This window comes from Streptococcus sp. OH4692_COT-348 (assembly GCF_003859975.1).
Taxonomy (GTDB): Bacteria; Bacillota; Bacilli; order Lactobacillales; family Streptococcaceae; genus Streptococcus.
Map to the genome: position 1 here is coordinate 9,721 of NZ_RQZB01000004.1, position 22,571 is coordinate 32,291.

Below are 22,571 nucleotides of genomic sequence, written 5' to 3' on the forward strand. Positions count from 1 at the left end.
CATACACAACTAATCTTTTTTACTTTTTGCTACAAAGATAGCAGATAGAGCTAGTCCAACACTTGCCAAGAAAATAGCTGTTTCTGACTGTTTTTCACCAGTTTCTGGCAATCTCTTGTCTTCCTTGGCAACTTGAACTGGTGCTTCTGGAGTCTGAGCTTTTTCTAACGAACTTAGTTTAAACTCTGGTTTTTCTACTGTCGGTGCTAGTTGGTCACCTACGGTTGATAATTGACCTGTGTACTCTGGAAGCTCATGTTTCAAGGCCATAACAGAGTTGACTCCACCTTGGAACTCTGGTTTTTCTACTGTCGGTGCTGGTTGGTCACCTACGGTTGACAATGGGCCTGTGTACTCTGGAAGCTCATGTTTCAAGGCCATAACGGAGTTGACTCCACCCTTGAACTCTGCTTTCTCTACTGTTGGAGTTGGTTGGTCGCCTACGGTTGATACCTGACCTGTGTACTCTGGTAATTCATGTTTCAAGGCCATAACAGAGTTGACTCCACCTTGGAACTCTGGTTTTTCTACTGTCGGTGCAACTTGATCGCCTACTGTTGCTACTGGGCCTGTATAAGCTGGTAGCTCATTGACCAAAGCTTCAACTGCATTGACTCCACCCTTGAACTCTGGTTGCTCTACTGTTGGAGCGGCTTGATCGCCTACTGTTGCTACTAGGCCTGTGTAGGCTGGAAGCTCATGTACCAAGACTTCAACTGCATTCACACCACCTGTAAATTCAGGTACCTCAAGCACTGGTGCTGGTTCTTCACCCTTGCTTGATTGAACAGGTTCTTCTGTCAATTCTTGATAGAAGCTCGCCAATTCATAAAACTCAGCCTTGCCACCTTCCCATACCAATTTAACATCTAGAAGAGAACCACCATTTCGAATAGCAAAGGTTTGGAGACTAGATGTAATGGCACCAAGATCTGTCCAACTTTCTTGACCATCCTTGAGTGTTCTCGCTTGAACTCGTGCTTTCACTCCTTCAGGAAGGCTTGAAACAAGGCGTAGATGGTTGGCATTGGTTGGTTCTGACAAGTGGTAAACCAATTCACCCTTATCATTTTCCGCCTTGTAGCTAGTCAAGACTTTTCCGTCTACGAGATTAGTATAGAAGTTGCCTCGGCTTTCACCACCGTTTCCTTCTACAGTTGGATCATTGATTGGTTTGACAAATTCGCCATCATTGATCACCAATTCTGTAAATCCTACAAAACGAGCATCATAGTCAGCTGTATAGAGGACACGAAGATAGTTTGCTTTGACTGGTGTCGTCAATTCACCCTCGATATAGCGATTTCCTGGCATCTTAGAATCATGTGTCCAACCATCTGTCAATGAATCATCGTGTGTACTATTGGCTACACCATCTCCCACTGTCACAACATCCGTCCAAGTTTTACCGTCTTGGCTGACTTGGATTTTACCATCACGAAGATAGTTTTGAGTTCCGTCTTGGATGTAAGCTCTGATCTTCTTGATAGTGCGTTCGCTACCAAGTTTCAAGGTTACATGGCCATCTTTATGGGCATAGTCTGAAAACTCAACGAAGTTGTTGTAGACACCATCAAACAATTGATCTAGGTTATTAATCTTACGAACATCATTTCTTCCGTATGTTGGATGAATGCCCATAGTTGTAGATTCTAGTTTGGTTGGTTGCACTTCTTTAGTCGTTACAAGGAGAGAAGTTGATGGCAGGTCTTGTTCTTGATCTGTTTTATTCACAAGACGAACGTAACGTACCAAGTGTGTTGCAACAGTTCTGTCTGTCAACTGGCTAGCTGGTGTCCATTCTTGAGCATTTGCAGAGTACTCTAAACTTAGGGCTGGGTTGGCCTGGCCTTGGAGCTGGATGCTCTTGACTTGATGGATACGATCAAGCTTCATACCTAGATAGCTATTTGCAGGAAGTTTGGTTCCAGCTGGAATTTGAAGCTCGTAACTACCCAAGCTATCCACTACTGGTGTTTCCTTCAAGGCATCCACGTTGGTGTCTGTTAAATCGCTATTTCCAGAACGTGTCTCAACAGAGAAGTCTTGGATACGCCACCAAATGTCACTTGCCTTGGTATTTCGCACTCGGATGTAACGAGCATTGATAGCTCTAGTCACTTCCTTAGTTTGTTCTCCTGCCAAACGATCTAATTCTTGCCATGCAATTCCATCTGTAGAGTACTCAAGTACACCTGTGGCAAGTTTATCATCAGTTCCTTGGCGAAGACGAACTTTAGTCACTGACTTAACTTCACCTAGGTCAAGTTGTGCCCAGGCATCTACTGGGGTCGTATTGCTGCCGTCAGCATTTGCCATCATGGCTTCTGTATTGTCCTTGCCATCAGTGATTTGACGGGCTGAGGTATTTAGCTTGTAAACTAAGTTTGAGCTAAGACTAACTGTCGTCGCTTGTTGGCCACGTGCTTTTTCAACTGGACGGTTGACTGCAATTTCCTGAACCGCAAACCAGGTATTTTCACGATCTTCTGTCGCAACCATACGAACTGCCTTAGCCTTAATATGGAGATTCTCAAATTTAAGAAGAGATTCATTTCCGACATAGCTTGGCTCTTTCAAGGTTACCCAGTTATCATTTTCATCCAAATACTGCACTTCAGCCTTACTAAAGGTATCACGTGGATTTGCCTGAGTTCCCATAGCAAAGGTCAAGGTTTGGATATCTACCGGTTTGTTGAATTTCATACCGATATAATCACCTGTCTTGATACTACTTGGTGATTTAATCAAGGCATGAGTTGCCAAGTCACCATCCGTTACTTCTGCCAAACCACCTTCTACACCTGTTCGATTGGTAATAAAGGTGCTGATGATTTTGTCAGGGTGCAAGACTTTTTGAACTTCAGACGCTAGAACTTCTTTCAAAGATAGGATAAATGGACGGATATGTTGAACACCCAATTCAGCCTTTTCAAGATGGTCTACATAATGGAAGGTATGAGTTTGAGACTGTTCATACAATTTCAAACCTTTATAGTAGCTGTCCCAAAGTTTGGCTGCATCATTTGTAGTCATAGCCTCTGTTCCTGTTAGGAAGGCATCAAGGGCATTCATTTGGTCGATTGCATTATCCAACCAATAGTGGATTTGTGCAACCATTTTTTGATCACCTGATGCTTTATAAAGTTCAGCTGCTTCTTTAATCTTGGCAAATTCTGCACGCAAGGCTACACGCTCTGCAGTTACATCCTGACCCGCTTTGAGCTTAGTCATGAAGTCTGTCAATTTTGGAGCTAATTCAACTGATTCTTCTAGTTTAACGACACGACCGTCCATGTTTTGGTTGATCATGTGCTTACCGAGTTCGCGGAAGGCTGCTGATACCTTGCTATCTTCAAAATGACCATTTTCAACAAAGTTGAAGGCAATGTCATTGAGTTTCTTAGCTTCTTCTTCTGATTTCCACTGTTTCCATGTATATTGAGCTCCAGCAAAGAGGGCAATCTTAGATGGTTCAGATTGTTGCATTGGATTCAACATGATACCAGACAGCAAGCTTGGATCTACATTTGGATGAAGGAATTTTTCACCACCACCTAGAATCAAGTGTTGTTTAGAGTTATCTGTAACTGGCCAGTTCACCCAAAGTGATACTGGACGATAAGTTTTACCACCTGCAGTTAGATTGTTCTTGAGAGTTGATAAGAAACCTTCAGAAACTTCACCCCAAATCTTACCACCCGTCAAAGTCATAGAGGTTGAACTTGGAAGATTTTCATTTAGAGATTTCAACTCTGCTTCACGCCCATTACCCCAATACTGACCAGGTACAAAGATCATTTCTTTGCGCAGACCGCTATAAGTTCCTTGCATTTCTGTCAACCAGTTGGTCATATCCTGCATCAAGCGGTTGTAGCTATTGTAGCCTCCAACTGGGCTTGGTGCATCATCGGCTAGAATACCAAATTCACGGACACCCACTTTCATCAACTGGGTAAATTTAGCCTTGATGGTTGCCAAATCTTCTTGGTAATGCGCTTCATTACCAAAGCGGATACGGTTGTTCATGAATGGATGGATAGTCCATACATAGCGAGTTTTACTTTGATTTCCGACGCGAGCAAGTTCACGAATTTCAGCTAGTTTTTCTTCTGGGTAAAGTTCACGCCATTTCTTGTTGTGGTATGGATCATCTTTTGGTGCGAAGAAGTATTGGGTCAATTTCAAATCGCCACCAAAACGCATGAGTTCAGCACGATCTGCATTAGACCATGGATTTCCATAGTAACCTTCGATGAAACCACGGTTCTTGATTTCAGCGTAATCTTCCACTGTCACATTGCGAAGAACTGGAACTTGACTTTCCTTGAGCATGTGTTTCAAGGTTGTCAAACCATAGAAGACCGCATCTGTGTCTTTTCCGACGATGGAAATTGAGTTGTCCTTGATGGTCAGAGCATAAGCATCAATTTTGTCAAAGAGACCCGCTGAAACATTAGACAAGTTTTGTTCTGCTTGTGTTCCTCGTCCATGTACTCCAAGATAGATATTCGTTGCGCCAGCAACTGCTGATTTACTAGTAGTGTAGGATACTTGATTGTCCTGCAAGACACTCTTCAAGCGATTACGAGTATAGACATCGAGTTGATCTCCCATTACCAGATTGACCTGCTTACGAAGAGCTGTTACTCCTTCTCCATAAGTCACTTTTTGTGGAGTTGGAAAGACCTTGTACTCTTTCTTGAGATAATCTGCGCTCTTGCTGGCAGCCGCAATGCTATCTTCGCTAGCTGGTTTGCTTGCAGTAAATTGATCCGGTAGTTCAACTGTTCCATCACCTGTTTGCTCTACCTTTGGAGTTTCAGGTGTAGATGGTTGTGCTGGTGTTTCTTGTCCCTCTTTGATAGGTTTCAATAGATGAACTTCAGCTGCACTTGCAAAGCCCCCAACACCTGCTAGAACTTTCAACTCAACCTTGTTAGTCTGAACAGGAGCAAAGTTGACTGTTTTTTCTTGGGTATTGTTGTCCCAGTTTCCTTCTGAAACCTTGACCATTTGGCCATCTTTTTGTGCATAGATCTCGTAGCGAGTCACGACTCCATTTCCACCACCTGGACGTGGGAGATAAGTCAAACCATTGACTTTTTCTGCTTCTTTCAAAGTCATAGAAAGAGTGTACGGAGCAGTATCACCAGTCCATTTAGTATGCCAGAAGGTGTTTGGATCATTGTCAAAGGCTTTTTCAACAGTGCCTTCAGTCGCTGTTCCTGGTGTTTCTTGACTAGTTGCAGAAACTGTGAAATGATCTGTTGGAATCAAACGAGGATTTACAAATGGTTTATCTGACAACTCTGCACTATGTAAGATTCCTTTGAAACCACCGATACTTTCAAGCGGTAGAACCAAGCTATTGTGGGCAAAGCGAGGGTGAGCTGGATTTGCGATACGTTCAATCTTCTCACCATCCACATAGAATTCCGTTGATTGTGGTTTAGTCACAATAGAGATTTTATAACGTTTGTTCTTTTCAAGTTTTTTCTTGAACTGGATATGGAACTGTTCAAATTGATAAGCAAGATAGCCGTCTTTATCAGCTAGATAGATACGGTTATCTCCACTTGTTGAGAAGGTTTGTTCACCGTCTCCAGTGACAGTTACATCAAACTTCAAGACATGACTTGGACCGACGTCACCTGCCAGGCCTTCGATACTGCTATCTTTCTCAAAAGCCAATCCCTGATCGCTTGTCTTCACCTTCTTACTTGCATAATTCTTCACAGTTTCAGGATTGATAGTAAACAAATCACTTTGATTAATCGCTCTGTCAGGATTTGACTGTGGCGCATAAGGGCTCGCTGGTAGGATACGTTCTGCAAATGTCGCTGCCGCACGGTCAGATCCCCAAGTGCGTTCTGCAGTTGTTTGCATGCTCTTGAAGAAGCGTTTAAAGATATCATAAGATGTCAAACCTGTCTCATGAAGGTCGATATTGTCATTCCAAACTGCGTGGCCACCACCAATTATATTTGGATTTGATGCTTCTAGAAGTGGACCATGACCTGTTCGGAAATCGTTTGGTGTCCAACCATTATATTGAGTTTCATAGTTAGCATAATCACCATAAGCAGCTTGACGATTATCTCCATTCGGAACGCTATATGTTGGGATATCTGTGATATTAATAATCTTAGCTCCCTGAGCAATAGCTTCTTTTGGTTGCTGCCAGCCAATACTCCAGATATCAACTTCTACATCTTTCCAATCAACAGCTGTTTTACCTCGTTTCGCACTGAGCGATCCCCAAATACGAGGTGTATAGCCTTTCCCTTTAATGTATTTAATAAGGTCATTGACATAACGACGATAGCTTTCTCTACTTCCGTAGTATTCATCCGTTCCGATATGAACAGTAGATACCCCATGAAGTGGTGCATCTGGACCATCAAGAAGTTTGTCATAAACTGATTTGACAAAAGTCAGCGTTTCATCGTATTTATTATCTAGATCGAGCATAGCTACGCGCTCTACGTTATGTTTACCTCTGTAATCGCTCAGGCTACCTTGATACATGAGGTCAGGGCGAACTTTGACAAATGACAGAGCATGACCTGGTGTGTCAATTTCTGGAACTAGATTGATATGCAAGGCCTTAGCAAGTTTAATCAGATTTTGCATCTCTTCTTTAGTATAGTGCTCATCTGATGTTAATTTTTGACCATTCTTACCGACAATATCTGTCTCTACACGGAAACCTGTCTTAGCATGTTCTAGAACATACTTAAGCTCTTCTTCTTGTGTTAGGTTCTTACCTGCCAAGTGTTCCTTTAGGAAGATATAGTTATCGTTGAGGTGCAACTGCAAGTCGTTCATCTTGTAGTAAGCCATGTTGAGCATGATGTCTACAAGGGTATCATAAGGAATAAATTTACGACCTGTATCTAGCATAAAGCCACGGTGACTAAAGCTTGGGAAATCACGAATTTCTCCATTTTGGAGATTGCTTTCCCCCATTTGAAGAAGAGTACGAGTAGCATAGAAGGCCCCTGTGTTCGTTGCAGCTTCGATAGTAATGACACCATCTTGGATAGTGAGGCCATAGCCTTCCTTACCATAACCCTTATTTTCAACTTTTTTAAATTCAATTCGTTTTTGAGCCTGCTTGTCACCTGTCGCAAGTTCCAATCCACGGCTTGCAAGGTCTGACTGGTAGAAGGTTGCAGCCTGATCAAAGCCTGAATCTCCTGTCGCAAGAACTGTATCTGAAGTGATAGAAGATTGACCTTCTTTTCCATACCATTGTTGAACAGCTGGTGCTACTTTTGGTTTGACACCTACACCTTCGTCCTGATGTAGCCCCTTGATGACTACTTCAAATTCTTTAGTAAAGGTATGTGAATCTTTAATTTGCTCTACCATAACCTTAACGCGTTGATCAGTCAAAGGTTTATAAATATGATTTTGAAGGTCAATCACACCTTGTTTGTTGCTACCGATAAGACTGACTTTTCCTGGTAGAGTTGGCAAGACAAGAGACTGTCCATCTTTAGCTACAGTCAATTCTGTAACCTGACGGATATCCGTTACCTTACTTGTATCAGGAATATTCGAATAAGCTCGAATTTCTTGAATACCAACGTTTCTCCAGCCCATTGTGCCCGCTTGATAGTCATTGATTTCTAACTTGAGATATTTAGCTTGAATACTATTAGCTAAGTCAACTTTCTCATCTAAAACAGGTTCTCCAGTCTTGGTATGAGCTAGCTTCCATTGTTTTTCTCCACTAGCATTTACATCATCTTGACCTGCATAGTAGAGGCTCCAAGATTTGATATTTGGATCATTTTGACCATTGCGAACGCGACGATCCCAATCAATTTCCACATGTCTAATTAATGTTGTTTTTGGCAGCGTTAATTCAAAGGTTGGCTTTTCAATATTTTGATTAGTTGCCCAGCGAGTATCCGGATTACCGTCCACTGCCTTGTCAGCTGTATACGGAGTGCCAGTTTCATAGTTATTAGCTTGGGCTGTAGCACCTTCTAAATGGTTACGGTCTTCCCTATCCTCAATCTGCTTTTCAACTGGTTTGAGTGTAGGTGTAGCTGGTTCTACAGGTTTAGAATCTGCTTTTGGTGTTTCAGATGGCTTCAGAGTCTCAGCTGGTTTGGGAGCTGTTGGACTTGTTGCTGAGCTTGTTTCTTCAGTTGCTGTAGGACTTGTTCCTACAGTATTTCCATGATTTTCTTCATGTCCTGCATCTGCCGTTGCTTCTGATTCAGCTTTCTTTAAAACAGCTGCTAAATCGTCTGGCAACTTATCTAGGGGCTGAGCTTGTGTGATTGTTCCTTCTTTCTCAGGAGTTCCACCTGTCTCTGCAGCTTGCACTACATTTGCACCAAAGATACTGGCACCGATCATTACAGAGGCTGCACCAATTGCAAATTTTCGAATACTATAGTGACAGCGTCTTTCAAAAAAATGTCTATCCATTTTTCTCCTATTCCTTTCATCCACTTATTAGAGTAAGCGGTCTCATTTCCCATTTAAAAATGGAGAGAACCTAGAGGTTCTCTCCAACTAAGTTATTTCTGTCTGAATTCTAGTTCCTTTAAACTCTAAAATCCAGTCTTCTTTAATTTTCTTTACGTTTTGTTGCAAGGACAGCAGCAGATAAGGCAAGACTGACGCCAGCTAGGAAGATAGCTGTATCAGATTGGCTTTCTCCTGTTTCTGGCAATCTCTTCTGCTCTTCTGTTGAAACTGAAGTTTTAGATTCTGCAAGTTTTCCTTGGCCCAATTGACTAATCTGATACTCAGGTTTTTCAACCGTTGGTGCTGCTTGATCGCCTGCTGTAGCCAATAGTCCTGTGTAGGCTGGCTTTTCGTTTACCAAAGCTTCTACTGCATTGGCTCCACCTTTGTATTCTGGAATTTCATTGATAGCCGCTTCTACTGCATTCGCACCACCTTTATATTCTGGCAATTCATGAACTAAGACTTCTGCTGCATTCGACCCATCTTTGTGTTCTGAAACTTCATTGACAGCTGCTTCTACTGCATTCGCACCGCCTTTATATTCTGGCAATTCATGAACTAAGGCCTCTACTGCATTGGCTCCACCTTTGTATTCTGGAACTTCATTGACAGCTGCTTCTGCCGCATTGACGCCACCTTTGTACTCTGGAATTTCATTAACAACTGCTTCTTCACCTGCTGTTACAACTGGGCCTTTATACTCAGGCACTTCAAGAATCGGTGCCACCTCTTCACCTTTGCTACTTGTAGGAGCATCTGGTTTAGCAGTCTGATCTTGTAGTTGGTTGAGATATTCTGCAAAGTAGGCAACCATTCTTTCAGTCAAGAGATGGTTATCCGCAGCATATTTCATGCTAGCTACTACACTTGCTACCTCCTCTTGATTTTCTTTGCTGGTCAATTTTTGAGCTTTCGCTAAAGCTGTTTCATAACCTGACAAATCAAGAGCTGTTTCTGCAACCTGTGGACGACTAAAGATTAACTCAGCAGCAGCTTGATATTTATCACCACCGTCTCCATAAGTCTTAGTACTTGTCAAAACAATTTTCTTAGCCTTAATTGTCTTACCAAAATCAATATCTTTTGGTTTATTGTTATCTGGCCAATCAGTTGCAGTGAAAGTATGTTCTTTACCAGACTCATCTGTCACAACCAGTTTCACATCACGCAAGTTACCATTTGATCCTGATCCACGTGGCACATAACGGAATCCAGTGATTTCTGTCGCTTCTTTCAAGACCATAGTTGCAGGTTTGCCAACATCTCCACCACTCCAAGACGTATGCCATAGACTTGATAAGTTACCATCAAAGGCATTTGCTAAATCTTCTCCCGCTTGCGCTGGAGCATTCAGACTTTCAAAGTCTTCTGCTACCAGGGCTGTTTTCTTTTGTACCAAGGCATTCTTCAGAGCATCAATCTTAGAAATTTCAGCACGCGCTTCTTCTACACTAATTTCATCATCTGCTTGACTGAGGTTAAAGACAGCTTCCTTCAAGGCATCCATAGATTCCTTAGTATAGTTAGTCATAGCAACCGTTGGCAAGTAATTCTTCAGAGCATTTTCTGTCAACATCTTACCAGTTAACGTGATTTCCTCGATTTGAAGTTTATCCATAATGAAGTCATTGTAACCACGGAAATTCGCATTTCCACCAGAATCTCCACGAGTATTGCTTGCGTTACCAGTTGAGTAGATACCTACCCAAGTATCGCCTGTGTCTGCACCTGTTACAAGGAAGGTTACCTTCTTAGCTTTCTTAGAATCTGTCCAAGTATTTGGCAATTCATGCATTTCCAAATTGCTTGCCTGATTACCGCGACGACCTGACTGGAATTCTCCCTTACCGACTACAAAGGCATAGGTATTGTCAGAGCCCGCTTCGTATTCAAAGGTTACACGATAAGTCTTCCCAGCTTCAAAACGGAAGTTTTGAGGAATTGTTTGGTAAACCAAGTTACGACGGCTAACTAGCCCATTTGTCTTCAATGACCAATTTCCTTCGATAACATCATCGACTTTCTTACCATTCCAATCACGTTGTGTATATGGATCATGTTTTTCAGATAAGTGAGTACGATTATCCTCAACTCCTTCGATACCACCAATTACAAATGGGAAAATACCTTGAGCGACATTTTCAAAGTCTTGTTTAAATGTTCCTTTAGCTGTATCATGATTATCTCCGTACATACTTGAATTGTTTTCAAATGTACGAATTTCATCAAAGTAAGTTGCTTCATCACCAGCTTCACGACTCAAAGTAAGAGTGACATTTGATACATCTGAACCCGTTGTAAAGAAGGCATACATGTTTTGGAAGTAACTTGTATCGTCAACTGTAGCATTGTCACGACGAGTATTATGGGCATAGGCCTTAACATAGTTAAGAGCTAGTGATTTATTGGTATAGCTAGTCACTTCTTTTTCACCAGTATTCACTGTGATACTTGCTTTAGCATTACTACGGTTATCAACACCGACATAAACAGCATACTTAGTATTTGGTTTCAAGCCAGTCAGTTTCTGAGTAAGGCTGACTGTGCTCTTATTGCCTTGGATACGAAGCATTTCATTTGCGCCTTGTGATTTGACAATTTCTGCCTTAGAAGCATCACCAGAAATAGTCCAGTGTTTCAAGGTACCACTGTTAAATCCTTGGTCATAGATATGCATACCTTCACTCCATGACATTTCAGGGTTGGTTTGTTTTGAACGGTAGAGAACATATGGTTGATTTGCAGTAAGATTAAGGGTAATCTTACCATCTTTCACAGCTACTTCCTGTTCTTCAGTCTTACCTTGGTCAGTTAGTTTATAAAGGTAAACCTTGTTCTTTGCCCAATCGTTCGGAAGTGTCCAAGTTGTTGCACCAGCTTGCGTATTGAAGTAGTACATTTTTTCCTTATCAGCAGGAAGTTTTTTACCATTTGCATCCCAGTTCCAAGGAGTCAAGTAAGCTGAACCATCTTGGATGACACGTCCATTGAGAGTCACTGTACGTTCACGGTATTGCGGGCTATTGACATCATTTGACTTACGAGTCACAACAACTTTGTTATTATCAGCATCTACCAATTCCACTCGCATTTCTGGAGTCCATTTATAGGTGCTACCGTTATCAGACATAGTGACTGGTGTACCATTTTCCCACTTGCTTACAGTGAAGTGTTGGAAGTACTTGGTCATGACATCATGAGCAAACAAGTTGGTTACATAGCCATTGTAGTCACTTCTTCCTTGCCAACCTTCAAAGTCTTTCATGCTGTAACCACCTAGAAGTGGATAGTTAGCTGCTCCACCGTAACTTCTGTAATCCCCAACCCAAGAATCTTTTTGGTGGTTGCGGATAAAGCGCGTGATAGCACTGTTGATACCTTTATTAGTGTAGCCACCATAGGTCAAGTCAGCTGCCCAGTGTTGGAAGGTAGAGTCGTATTCACCACCATGACCCCACTCGATCGCAAAGCGCCAGCCTTGTTTGTTAATTTCTTTAGCAAGAACGTGGGTAGCCCAGGCACCATTATCACCTGATTGCCCATTGCCCCAAACGTCCACATAGATAAAGTCAAGACCTTCACCAAGTTTGTTTTTCAATTCTTCCCAGCGAGCTAAGCGACCATGCGCCAAGTCATAAGCAGCATCAATGTTAATACCTTGATCTAGCCAGTTCCAACCATAGCTGTAGCTGCCATCTGAATTCTTACGAAGAATATTTTCGTTAAAGTATTTAGACTCAGGATAAGTTTCAGAAGCGTTAACATGGATACCTAGATGAGCTCCATATTTCTTCGCTTTCTCAATCAAAGCCTTGAAGTCTTCGACACCACCAATACGTTTACCAATATCAGCATAGTTCAAGTGGCCTGAGTCATGACCTTCACTACCATACCCTTTAAGGAGAACACCTTGTCCAAGACCATCTGTATGGAGATTAATTTTCTTGATACCATCCAAGGTCATAAGGAATGGGTTTTGTGCTTGAGAACCAAAGTTCATCGCGATACGATATGCTGTGATATCCTTAACCTTTTCCCAACCTTGAGGGTTGTTCATGATACTACGATAAGCAATGGCACCATCTTGCCAGTCCACTTTCTTATCCGCATTAGCATCTTCAGTGATCACAACCTTGGCACTTGGAAGTTCCTTCGTATATTCTGGGAAGACAATGCCCTTATAAGCTTTTTCCCATTGCCATTCAGAGCTTTGAATTCCCACATAGTTTGTATTTCCAACAGTTTGTTTGAATGCTGTCAAACGAGTCCAGTCATTCGAACCACCACCGTAGCTGTTTTGAGAGTTGCTCCAAACACCTGCAGCAAGCTTATCTGTAGAAACAAAACCATACATGTAACCCTTAGCCAAATCTTTCATTGGATTGGTTACAGCAATATGATCATCTCCACTGATATGAGTGTTGTTTGACATGGTTGCCCCATCAAACTTAGCCCCAGCTTGGTCGCTTGAAACCGACACAAGTGAGTTCCCTAAGAAATTGATAGAGGAGAGAAGTTTTCTTTCATCATCAATCTTCTGACCTGGAGTAACTTGGTTGTGGTTGACAATCTTGGTTACATCAAAGTGCAATTGATTGTCCACAACTTGCAAACGTACGGTCATATCTGAATTGATGAAATTCTTCTCATCACGAAGCTTCATCAAGTACTCTGCGGTAGTATCATTGATCTTCTTATAGGTGACTTCAGGTGTAATTTCGTGATTGTTTACTAAGATTTTCTTAAGTTGTTGAACCTGTCCTGGCAAAGTATGGCCATTCAGCGTATATTCCTTGACACGTGGAAAAGCTTGGTCAATCACTGCTTTTAGGACTTTAGACTGGATGGTATCATAAGTCACTTTACTATCATCTACCACCGCACCAGTTTCTTTTTCAGCAGTGGCTTCAGTAGCTTGAACTCCGTCTTGATTGTCAGTCTTAATATTTACAACTGTCTTTTCAGTACCATATGTACCAGCTTTAAGTAAGATTTTCTTTTCATTTTTAAGATTTTCATTAACAGCAGCTGGCAAAGTAACCGTATCAAAAAGTTTTACATCATTATTTGTTGCATTCAGCTGACCATCTGATTTTAAGCTAATAGTCAGATGATTCACTGAGCCATTTACTGGAGCTGCAACACGACCACCCTGATACCATGTGCTATTACCTGGTGTCTTATATTCCCAGAACCAACCTGATTTATCATATCCAACAAAGACATTATTGTTTGTATCTTTAAATTTCAAGAAAACACCAAAACGTGATTTGCCTGTTTCAGATTCTTCTTTGAAAGTGAGATCTACATTCGCATTCCCATTCGCATCCACAGTCAATCCTTGTTTTTCAAACAAGGCTGGTTTGCTGGCATTGTCATTTTGATCTGTTGAAGACAACTTATTGTATCGAACACCATTTTCCTCACGAATGGCTACAGTCCCTTGTTGTTCTTTTCTTGCTACAGTTTGCCATTCCGGAGTAACTTCCTTTGGTGTCTCTGACTTAGCTGTTGCTGGTTTTTCTTCTTTCGGCTTATCTTCTTTTGGCTTTTCTTCAACTGGTTTTTCAGTTTCCTCTAAATTCGCTGGTTTCGAACTAGAGATTCCCTTAATATGATCTTGAATCCATTTTAATTGAGCTGGAGAGAAAAGGATGCCTCCACTACGGACTCCAACCACACCATTTTGATGAACCCCAATCAATTTACCATCCGTGTCAAAGATACCGCCACCGCTAGCACCTGGTTGTCCACCTTGATAACCAACTCCTTGAACACCTTCACCATAAGATTCAGCAAAATCCACAGCACTGTTAATAACTGGTGCCAACTTACCAGCAGGATAGCCAAACATATTGACTTTATCCCCAACTTTCTTAACAACTGGCTTTTCAGTAACTTCTACAGGAGCATTTTCAAGAACTGTACGCAATCTTACAAGAGCCAAATCGTTCTTATAACCCTTTAGATAGCCGTCCCGATCCCAGTGAATCACATCTTTTTTACTAAATTTTACATCATCTAAATCAGGGTAGGATATACTAAAAATATCACCATCCCCTTTATCATTATCCACAACCTTACGAATATTTCCATCTTGTTGATCCTTGATAAAGTTGTGAGAAACAGTCAAAACAAGGTCCTTACCAATGACAATACCACTGCCTTCTCCTGATGGAGTCTTAATCTTAACAGTAGCGCCATAGTTCAATTCTCCATTTTTTGTTTTGGCAACATCTTCAGGAACTAGACTACCAGTATCTTGTGCTAATTGGTCTTTATTTACCTCTTTGCCATTATCAGTGGCTTTTTCAGCTTTGCCTTCCAATTCTTTCGGCAATTTGTCAGTAGTTTCTTTATTTTTCTTTTCAAGAGCTAATAACTCTTCTTCAGTTTTTGGTCCATCTGTTGTTTCAGCAGAACCTGGATTTGCTGCTGCAGCTTCCTTATCGAACTCTCGTCCATTATCGCTCGCTTTTTTATCCAAATCAGCCAGTTCACTTGGCAAATTATCTGTTGAGCCAACTGTTGGTGTGTTAGCCATTACTGGAGCAGTAGCAAAAAAACTAGCCCCAATCATAACTGAAGCAGCACCTAGTGCAAATTTACGAATACTGTATGTACAGCGTTTTTCAAAAAATCGTTTATCCATTAACCCCTAATTCCTTTCATCGACTTTCGTAAGCGTTTACATTTCTTGTTCGAAAAATACTCCTTTCCATCTGAAAAGTGCAATGTTTAACGTTTATAAAAAAAATAATTGCACTTTTAATATAACAAATATTGACAGATAAAGCAATAGAAAAGCTAGGAAAATTGCTAATTTTTTCTTTATTCTTGCAAAATAATACTCTGCCATTTAGAAGGAGTTATCATAGAATAAAAAGGATTTAGCATTCCTATCGAATGCCAAATCCTCTATCACTCTGTTTCTATAGATGTTTAAAATCTACTTCACATGTTTTGCGAGTTCTTCTTGAGCTTTTTTGTTAGACTCTTCTTTTTCTTTCATCCATTTTTCTTGAGCTTTTTGATATTCATCAACTGTCACAGCTTTATCCTGAATTTCTAGATATTTGTACAAGAGAGCTTCACTTGTTCCTTTGTTTCCAGAATAAGCAAATGGAAGTGTGAATGGTACCATCTTAGACAACATTGGACGACCTGTCTGTGATGTTGTTGGAATAATCAAGGCACTATCTGTCAACCAAGCTTGGGCAGCAGCATATTTTTCATAACGTTTTGAAACGTTGCTAACTTCTTCACCAGCTTCTACAACCATCTTTTCATAATCTTCCAAACCAACTTTCTTAGCAGCAGCATTGTTAGTTCCAGAATCAAATCCTAGATAAGTCTTAGTATTTTCTCCAACAGATGGCTTGATGATATCAAGGTAAGTAGATGGGTCTGCAAAGTCTGGAGACCAACCAACGTTATCTGAGATATCCCAATCTTCGCCAGCAGCTGTTTCAGCAAAGTAAGTAATGTTGAAGACATCGTCTTTTTGAAGTTGTTGAATATCCACAACAACATTTTCTGTTCCCAAAGTTGCTTCAACTGATTGTTTGAAAGATTGAACACGTTGAACTTTTGTTGTGTTTGTTTGATCAACAGGCATGTCCAAATGAACTGGGAACTGTACTCCTTCTGCCTGAAGAGCAGTCTTAGCCTTAGCAAATTCTGCTTTAGCTTTTTCAGGATTGTACAGACCGTCTTGAGCATCTGCTAAGTTAACATTACTCCATTCATCTCCGTAAGTTACCAATTTTTCTTTTACTAACTCACCAAAGTTCTTTCCATCTGCTTGTACAAATGTAGGAGGTACAAACAAGTTACGAAGAAGTTTAGTTGCCCCACTCGCACCATTGACCTGTGAAGCATAGGCTGTTCTGTCAAAACCAAATGCAAGTGCTTGACGGAAGTCTTTGTTAAGAAGTGCTTTCTTAGTTGATGTCTTCTGTTCATCTGTAGTCTTAGATGTAAATTTATATGACTGACGATCAATGTTAGTACCTACCAGGTAAGTAGTTGAATCCTGTTGGGTATAAACAATATTATCTTTAAATGATTTCTCAGTCTCTGGATAGCTAGCACTCGTTGGGAAGAGACGGGCCATGGTGAAGCTTCCATCCTTGAAGGCTTCAGTCGGTTTGTTGGTATCTTGTCCATCCCAGAATGATAATTTGACCTTATCAATATGGACATTATCCTTATCCCAGTAGTTTGGATTTTTCGCAAATTCAACAGAAGATTTAGCTACAATAGATTTGAGCAAGAATGGACCATTGTAGAGAATGCTACTTGGATCTGTTCCTTTGGCAAAATCATCTCCCTTAGAATTTAAGAACTCTTCATTAACTGGAGCCATAACTCCCATTGTTGTCTTAGAATTCCAAAAACTTTCTGGTTTATTCAAGGTGTACTGAATTGTTTGATCATCAAGAGCCTTGATTCCGACTTGTGAGAAATCTTTGATTTCACCTTTCACATAAGCATCCAAGCCTTTAATTGACTCTTGCACAAGGTAAAGACCATCTGATTTTTTATCAGCTGCATATTTCAGACCTGTAACAAAGTCTTGTGCTTTCACTGCTGCGTATTCTTCACCTTCAGATGTATACCATTTTGCATCCTTACGAATCGTGTAGGTGTAAGTCAAACCATCTTTAGATACTGACCAATCTTCGGCCATTGATGGTACAAAATTACCGTAACGATCATTTTCTAACAAACCATCCACTACGTTGCTAGTGATATTTGCTGTCGCAGCCTTACCAGTTGTCAAATAGTTCAGGTTATCTGGATCTGTTTCATAAATGTATGAGAATGTCTTCTCACCTTTAGCACCCGAACCTGAGCCTGAGCAAGCAGCTAAAACACCGGTTGCCAATAACGTAACACCCGCAAGGGCAAGAAATTTTGAACTTTTCATCACTTTTCTCCTTTGAAAACTTTCTATCCATTATAGCCTCTTTTCAAAAACATGTCAACATAATTTTCAGAATTTTTGAATTAATTTGATATATTCTGAAAAATCGTCTTAAAATGAATTACACGAATGATAAATTTCATAAAATAGTTCTTTCATTCTCCACTTAAATCTCTCTTGATATAAGAAAAGAGGGAATCCAGTAATTCCCCCATCTATCTATTTAAGAAATTTTTAGATTCATTCATTTAAAGCTTGCAATGCGGAAAGAAGATATGAACCCTCACGAATTTTTTGACCTACAGACTTAGCATTTTTGACCAAATCTTGATACTTTTCTTGAGACAAATGTTCCAATACTTCTTCTAAGTCAAGTAAACTCTCAACACTAATTCCACACTCTTTTTCTAAGACGAAATTAGCCAAAGCAGATTGCCCCCAAACAATGATAGGAAAACCAGAAGCCAAATAAAGAGAAGCCTTGTGGGAATTATTGTATCTCAAATACTCACCATATACTCCGCTACAAGTTTTAGAACTATCACCGTCCCAGACTAAACCGAAGCTTCCTTCTAATGCTGAAGGAAGTTCATCTGGAAGGAATGAACCAAAATAAGTTTCATTGGATAGTTTTCTAGCCTCATCAAAACCAACACCATAGAGGTTATATGCTGGTCTTGCAGGCAACTCATACAGGTAACCTGCTTTTTCTTGAGCTAAATTTCCAGCTACAATAATAGCCCCTTCCTTCGATAAATCTTCTTTGTCCTGATAATTCGGGATCAGATAGTCAAAAATACCTAAACTAACTATTTTCTTCTCAGAAATCCCCTTATCAACAAGCACTGATTTCATAACTGGATTATGAGCAATAAGACCATCAGCTTGTTTCAAAAGACTAGACTCTTGAAGATGAACACGAATTTTATGCTTCAAGGGTACTGTATCCAAATTAGCATAGCGCAAAACTTCTAAATCATGGATAATAAAGTGAACCTTCACTCCTTTACGTTGCATTCTTTTGACTAAATGAGTCGTAAAGAAACTATGATGAAGCATAGGAAATTGAATCAGTAGCTGATCCCCGTCCTTTAACTTAGAGATAGCTTTGGATAGTGCTTTAGCCTTGTGTCGTTGGGCTCTAATAGTCCCCATTTGATACCAATCATCTACCATCAATAACAAAGGACTATAGCCCTCACGAACTACTATTTCTTCAACATCATTTCGAGCTTTATTTCCCGCATTTCGAGCACCAGAATCCTTCAGAAATTCTTCTTTTAGATAATATTTCATCTATCAATTTTATCCTTCATTATCTTATTTAAACTCTTCCTCTACAACATTTAGGGCACGTTCAATGACCACATGCATGTCGTAGTATTTGTAATCAGCCAAACGTCCACAGAAAATGACCTTATCATTCTGCGCTGCTTCTTCTTGATATTTAGCAAACATAGCATTGTTTCTCTCATCATTGATTGGATAATAAGGTTCATCACCACGTTTCCAATCAGCTGGGTATTCACGAGTAATAACCGTCTTCTCTTGTGTTCCGTATTCAAAGTGTTTATGCTCAATAATACGAGTATAAGGAATTTCACGTTCTGTGTAGTTTACAACAGCATTTCCTTGATAGTTTTCTTCATCTAGAACTTCATGCTCAAAACGAAGACTACGGTATTCTAACTCACCATGTTTATAGTCAAAGTATTGGTCAATCATCCCTGTAAAGACAACTTTTTCAGCAGAAGCTTCTAATTCCTGACGATTGGCAAAAAAGTCAACTCCAAGTTCTACTTCAACATCTTTCAGCATATTTTCGATGATAACGTTATACCCCCCAATTGGAATACCTTGGTAACGGTCATTGAAGTAGTTATTATCAAAAGTCAAACGAACTGGTAAACGTTTGATGATAAACGGTGGAAGGTCAGTCGCAGAACGTCCCCATTGCTTTTCAGTATATCCTTTAATCAACTTTTCATAAATATCTGGACCGATCAACTTAATAGCTTGCTCTTCCAAGTTTTTAGGTTCAACGTCCTTCATATGAGCCGTTTGCTCAGCAATCTTATTTTTGACCTCTTGAGGAGTTTTTGTCCCCCACATAGCATAGAAAGTATTCATATTGAAAGGTAGATTATAAAGGCTACCCTTGTAATTTGCTACAGGCGAGTTGATGTAGTTGTTAAACTCAGCAAATTGATTAACATAATCCCAAACTTTTTTATTAGAAGTATGGAAGATATGTGCACCATATTTATGAACATTAACACCTTCTACATTCTCACAATAGATATTCCCACCAATGTGGTCACGTTTATCAATAACTTTTACTTTTTTTCCACGCTTGGTTGCTTCATAAGCAAAAATTGCTCCAGACAAACCAGCACCAACGATTAGATAATCGTACATATTACACCCCTTTATTTCTGAATAACTGTTGTTTTATATCTCGTAGATTTATAACTTTAAAAATCAAAATTAAACTGATATAAATTATTGCCCCCAAAATAGTAGAAAGTCCTACATTTAACATGGACGGTAAATTCAATAAGTCTTTTACAAAAAACAGAATTCCATACATCAATCCTGATGAAATCATAATTTTTATCATAGATCCTATAATCGGAACATCTCTTAGATAAGAGCGAGTAAAGAATAACTGTATAGCCCAAACCAGAGACTCTGTTAAAACAGATACAATTGCTGCCCCTATATAGCCCAATTTGGGAAGAAAGAGAAGATTTAATCCGACACTAACAATAGCAGGAATTGTGGTTGAAAGCATGAACTCTCTATTTTTATTATGAGGAATCAAAATTTGAATCCCCATAATATTTGTCCAACCAATAAAGAACATTCTTAGAATCATAATAGCTATTGCATAGCGTGCATCTTGAAAATCTTTTCCCAGAAAAAAGTTAACAAAATCATCGTTTATAATTAACATACCTGCCATAATAGGGAAAATAACCAAATTATAAATCAGAAATGACATCTCATGCATTTTATTAACTGCTTTATGATTTCCTGATGATAAAAGATTTGAAACTCGTGGTAACATGACACTTCCCAATGAAGTTACTAGGGTCAATAAAATATTGACAAGCTTCAATGCTTGATCATAGATTCCTACATCTTTTGTTGAAGCCAAAGCACCTAGCATTGTACGATCCAAAGTAACATAGAGCGATATGGCAATCTGAGGTAAAAACAATAAGATAACTGGCTTCAAATGCTGCTTAGCATATTCCCAATCAAAGTGCGGTTTCCCAATAAACTCTCTTGCCGGCAACCACATACTTAATTGTCCCAACAATTCAAAAATGGTAAGCAAAAACACATATAAATATAGGTCGTTAGCTGATTTTATAAATAGGAAAATAGCAATAACGCCAACCAGTTTCACTGTAATATTTCTGACTGTAATTTTTCGAAAATCCTCTAAACCTTGGAATAGCCAAGAAATATCTAAACCTCTAGAAAGTAAACTTAAGCCTAAAATATAAGCTACCGGGTTTTGCATTAACGAAAACGTTAGACAAAGCAAAATATAGAGAGTCAGTGATAAGACTGTTGCTCCAAGTTGTAAAGTATAAATTCCCCAAAAATTCTTACGAATTGTTTTTCGATTAGCAGAAATTTCCTTTGTACCATAATTGGCTACCCCCAAGGTAGCCAACAGGATAAAGTAGGTAACAATAGAATTATAATAACCATAGGTTCCTAAATCATCAGAACTAAATACTCTGGTAACATATGGAGTCGTAATAATCGGTAAAATAATTACTAATAATTGATATGAAAGATTGTATGCATAATTTTTAAGAACCTTCATAGGGGGATATATTCCTCACTTAACTACTATTTTAAACGGCGAAAATTATTCTGTCCAAAAATAATTATGTGAACTTTTCTGGAACATAAATAACCTAACTAGTTTCTATTTAGAGCTAAAGAAACATATAACACAAGAACTTTAAACATCTTGATAATTATACCTATACTTGCTCCAAGAAATACCCATCAATAATAATAATGGATTGTACATTAACTCAAAAAATTGTGGATCAAACATTGAGTGAAGTATCAATACAATAAAAACAAGCATCTCAACTGTATTAAAGTGTCCTCTTTTATTAAGTTGATAGAAACTATACCAAATAACAACTAGTAGAATCACTCCATAATGCAACAAAATATTTACAAAAGATGAATCAACGTATAAATAATTATCAAAAACAGACGTAGCCCTTTGTTGCAATTCCCAATCAATTCTTTGACCAAACATATGCACGCCATATAAAGATAATGTCTTATGTCCTAAACTTAGTCTTCCTGTCAAAGCTACGTTTAAAATTTGAAATAATTTACTGTTTGCGTTATAAAAATAAGTCAAAATGATAGGAATAAGAATCCCTGCAGTCAACGTAATTTTACCAATGGCATTCAGAATTTTTTGACTAACTACTTTATTTTTGAATATGTACACCAATACTAATGCTAGAATTGAAAGAAAGAAAGCTGATTTCGTATCAGTATTAACGTAAAAATAATAATTCAGTATTCCAAGCATTAGAATTTCTGATAATCTGATTTTACTTTTTCTTAAATATAGATATACTAAAGTCAGATGAAATAAATAATTAGCACCGAGACTAACATATTGATATCCTTGGCTAAAACGGAATCGTCCTCCTAATTGGACTCTCAGCGTATTTTCAATTATGCCTAACTTTAATAGACCATATATGGAAATCATTAAGAGAACAATCGAGACTGTCCAGAGAATCAATACTTTTCTAAAATTCACATTGCTTATAGAAATAACAAATAGGATTGTTGAAATTATTGTGAGAGCATCAAAAAGTTTATGTGTCGTAATCCCAATAATGATAGACAAGCAGAAAGATGAAAAGAAGAATATCAGAAACTTACTTGAGTGTCTTTCTAATAGCAGTTTAATCAGAAGTATTATAATAGACACTATCATAGCAACTATTCGAAAACGATAAATTTCAGGGTATTTATGGACTAAGTTTGTTTGAGCTATGAAATTAAAAAGCAACCAAATAAAGAAAGCTGAAAAATATAATAACTCTGATAATTTTATTTTTATTTTCATATATTTACCTAAGTT

Annotated in this window: 7 protein-coding genes; all 7 read right to left on the reverse strand. The window is 39.2% G+C overall.

Annotated features, from left to right (window positions below; genetic code table 11):
- Window positions 1–9 precede the first annotated feature (9 nt).
- Window positions 10–8,451 (reverse strand): SIALI-17 repeat-containing surface protein, encoded by an 8,442-nt coding sequence (locus EII37_RS03030; RefSeq protein ID WP_124787543.1) that lies wholly within the window; start codon window positions 8,449–8,451, stop codon window positions 10–12.
- 142 nt (window positions 8,452–8,593) lie between these two features.
- The gene (locus tag EII37_RS03035; RefSeq protein ID WP_124787544.1) at window positions 8,594–15,148 is read right to left on the reverse strand and encodes a SpGH101 family endo-alpha-N-acetylgalactosaminidase; all 6,555 of its coding nucleotides are present in this window, start codon (window positions 15,146–15,148) and stop codon (window positions 8,594–8,596) included.
- Window positions 15,149–15,445: 297 nt separating this feature from the next.
- Window positions 15,446–17,428, reverse strand: coding sequence for a peptide ABC transporter substrate-binding protein (locus EII37_RS03040; protein WP_124787545.1), 1,983 nt, complete (start codon window positions 17,426–17,428; stop codon window positions 15,446–15,448).
- 237 nt (window positions 17,429–17,665) lie between these two features.
- On the reverse strand, window positions 17,666–18,721 hold the full coding sequence (locus EII37_RS03045; protein ID WP_124787546.1) for a sugar transferase: 1,056 nt from the start codon (window positions 18,719–18,721) through the stop codon (window positions 17,666–17,668).
- Window positions 18,722–18,745: 24 nt separating this feature from the next.
- Window positions 18,746–19,843, reverse strand: coding sequence for a UDP-galactopyranose mutase (glf, locus tag EII37_RS03050; RefSeq protein ID WP_124787547.1), 1,098 nt, complete (start codon window positions 19,841–19,843; stop codon window positions 18,746–18,748).
- Window position 19,844: 1 nt separating this feature from the next.
- Complete coding sequence (locus tag EII37_RS03055; RefSeq protein WP_124787548.1) at window positions 19,845–21,269, reverse strand: flippase; 1,425 nt, start codon at window positions 21,267–21,269, stop codon at window positions 19,845–19,847.
- 141 nt (window positions 21,270–21,410) lie between these two features.
- Window positions 21,411–22,556 carry a polymerase gene (locus EII37_RS03060; protein WP_124787549.1) on the reverse strand — a complete coding sequence of 382 codons (1,146 nt, stop codon included), beginning with the start codon at window positions 22,554–22,556 and terminating at the stop codon, window positions 21,411–21,413.
- Window positions 22,557–22,571 lie beyond the last annotated feature (15 nt).

What these genes read in the sequence shown, in the direction of transcription:
- EII37_RS03030 (WP_124787543.1), bottom strand. Translation starts at nt 8,451, where the DNA reads ATGGATAGACATTTTTTTGAAAGACGCTGTCACTATAGTATTCGAAAA.
- EII37_RS03045 (WP_124787546.1), bottom strand. Translation starts at nt 18,721, where the DNA reads ATGAAATATTATCTAAAAGAAGAATTTCTGAAGGATTCTGGTGCTCGA.
- EII37_RS03055 (WP_124787548.1), bottom strand. Translation starts at nt 21,269, where the DNA reads ATGAAGGTTCTTAAAAATTATGCATACAATCTTTCATATCAATTATTA.
- glf (WP_124787547.1), bottom strand. Translation starts at nt 19,843, where the DNA reads ATGTACGATTATCTAATCGTTGGTGCTGGTTTGTCTGGAGCAATTTTT.
- EII37_RS03040 (WP_124787545.1), bottom strand. Translation starts at nt 17,428, where the DNA reads ATGAAAAGTTCAAAATTTCTTGCCCTTGCGGGTGTTACGTTATTGGCA.
- EII37_RS03060 (WP_124787549.1), bottom strand. Translation starts at nt 22,556, where the DNA reads ATGAAAATAAAAATAAAATTATCAGAGTTATTATATTTTTCAGCTTTC.
- EII37_RS03035 (WP_124787544.1), bottom strand. Translation starts at nt 15,148, where the DNA reads ATGGATAAACGATTTTTTGAAAAACGCTGTACATACAGTATTCGTAAA.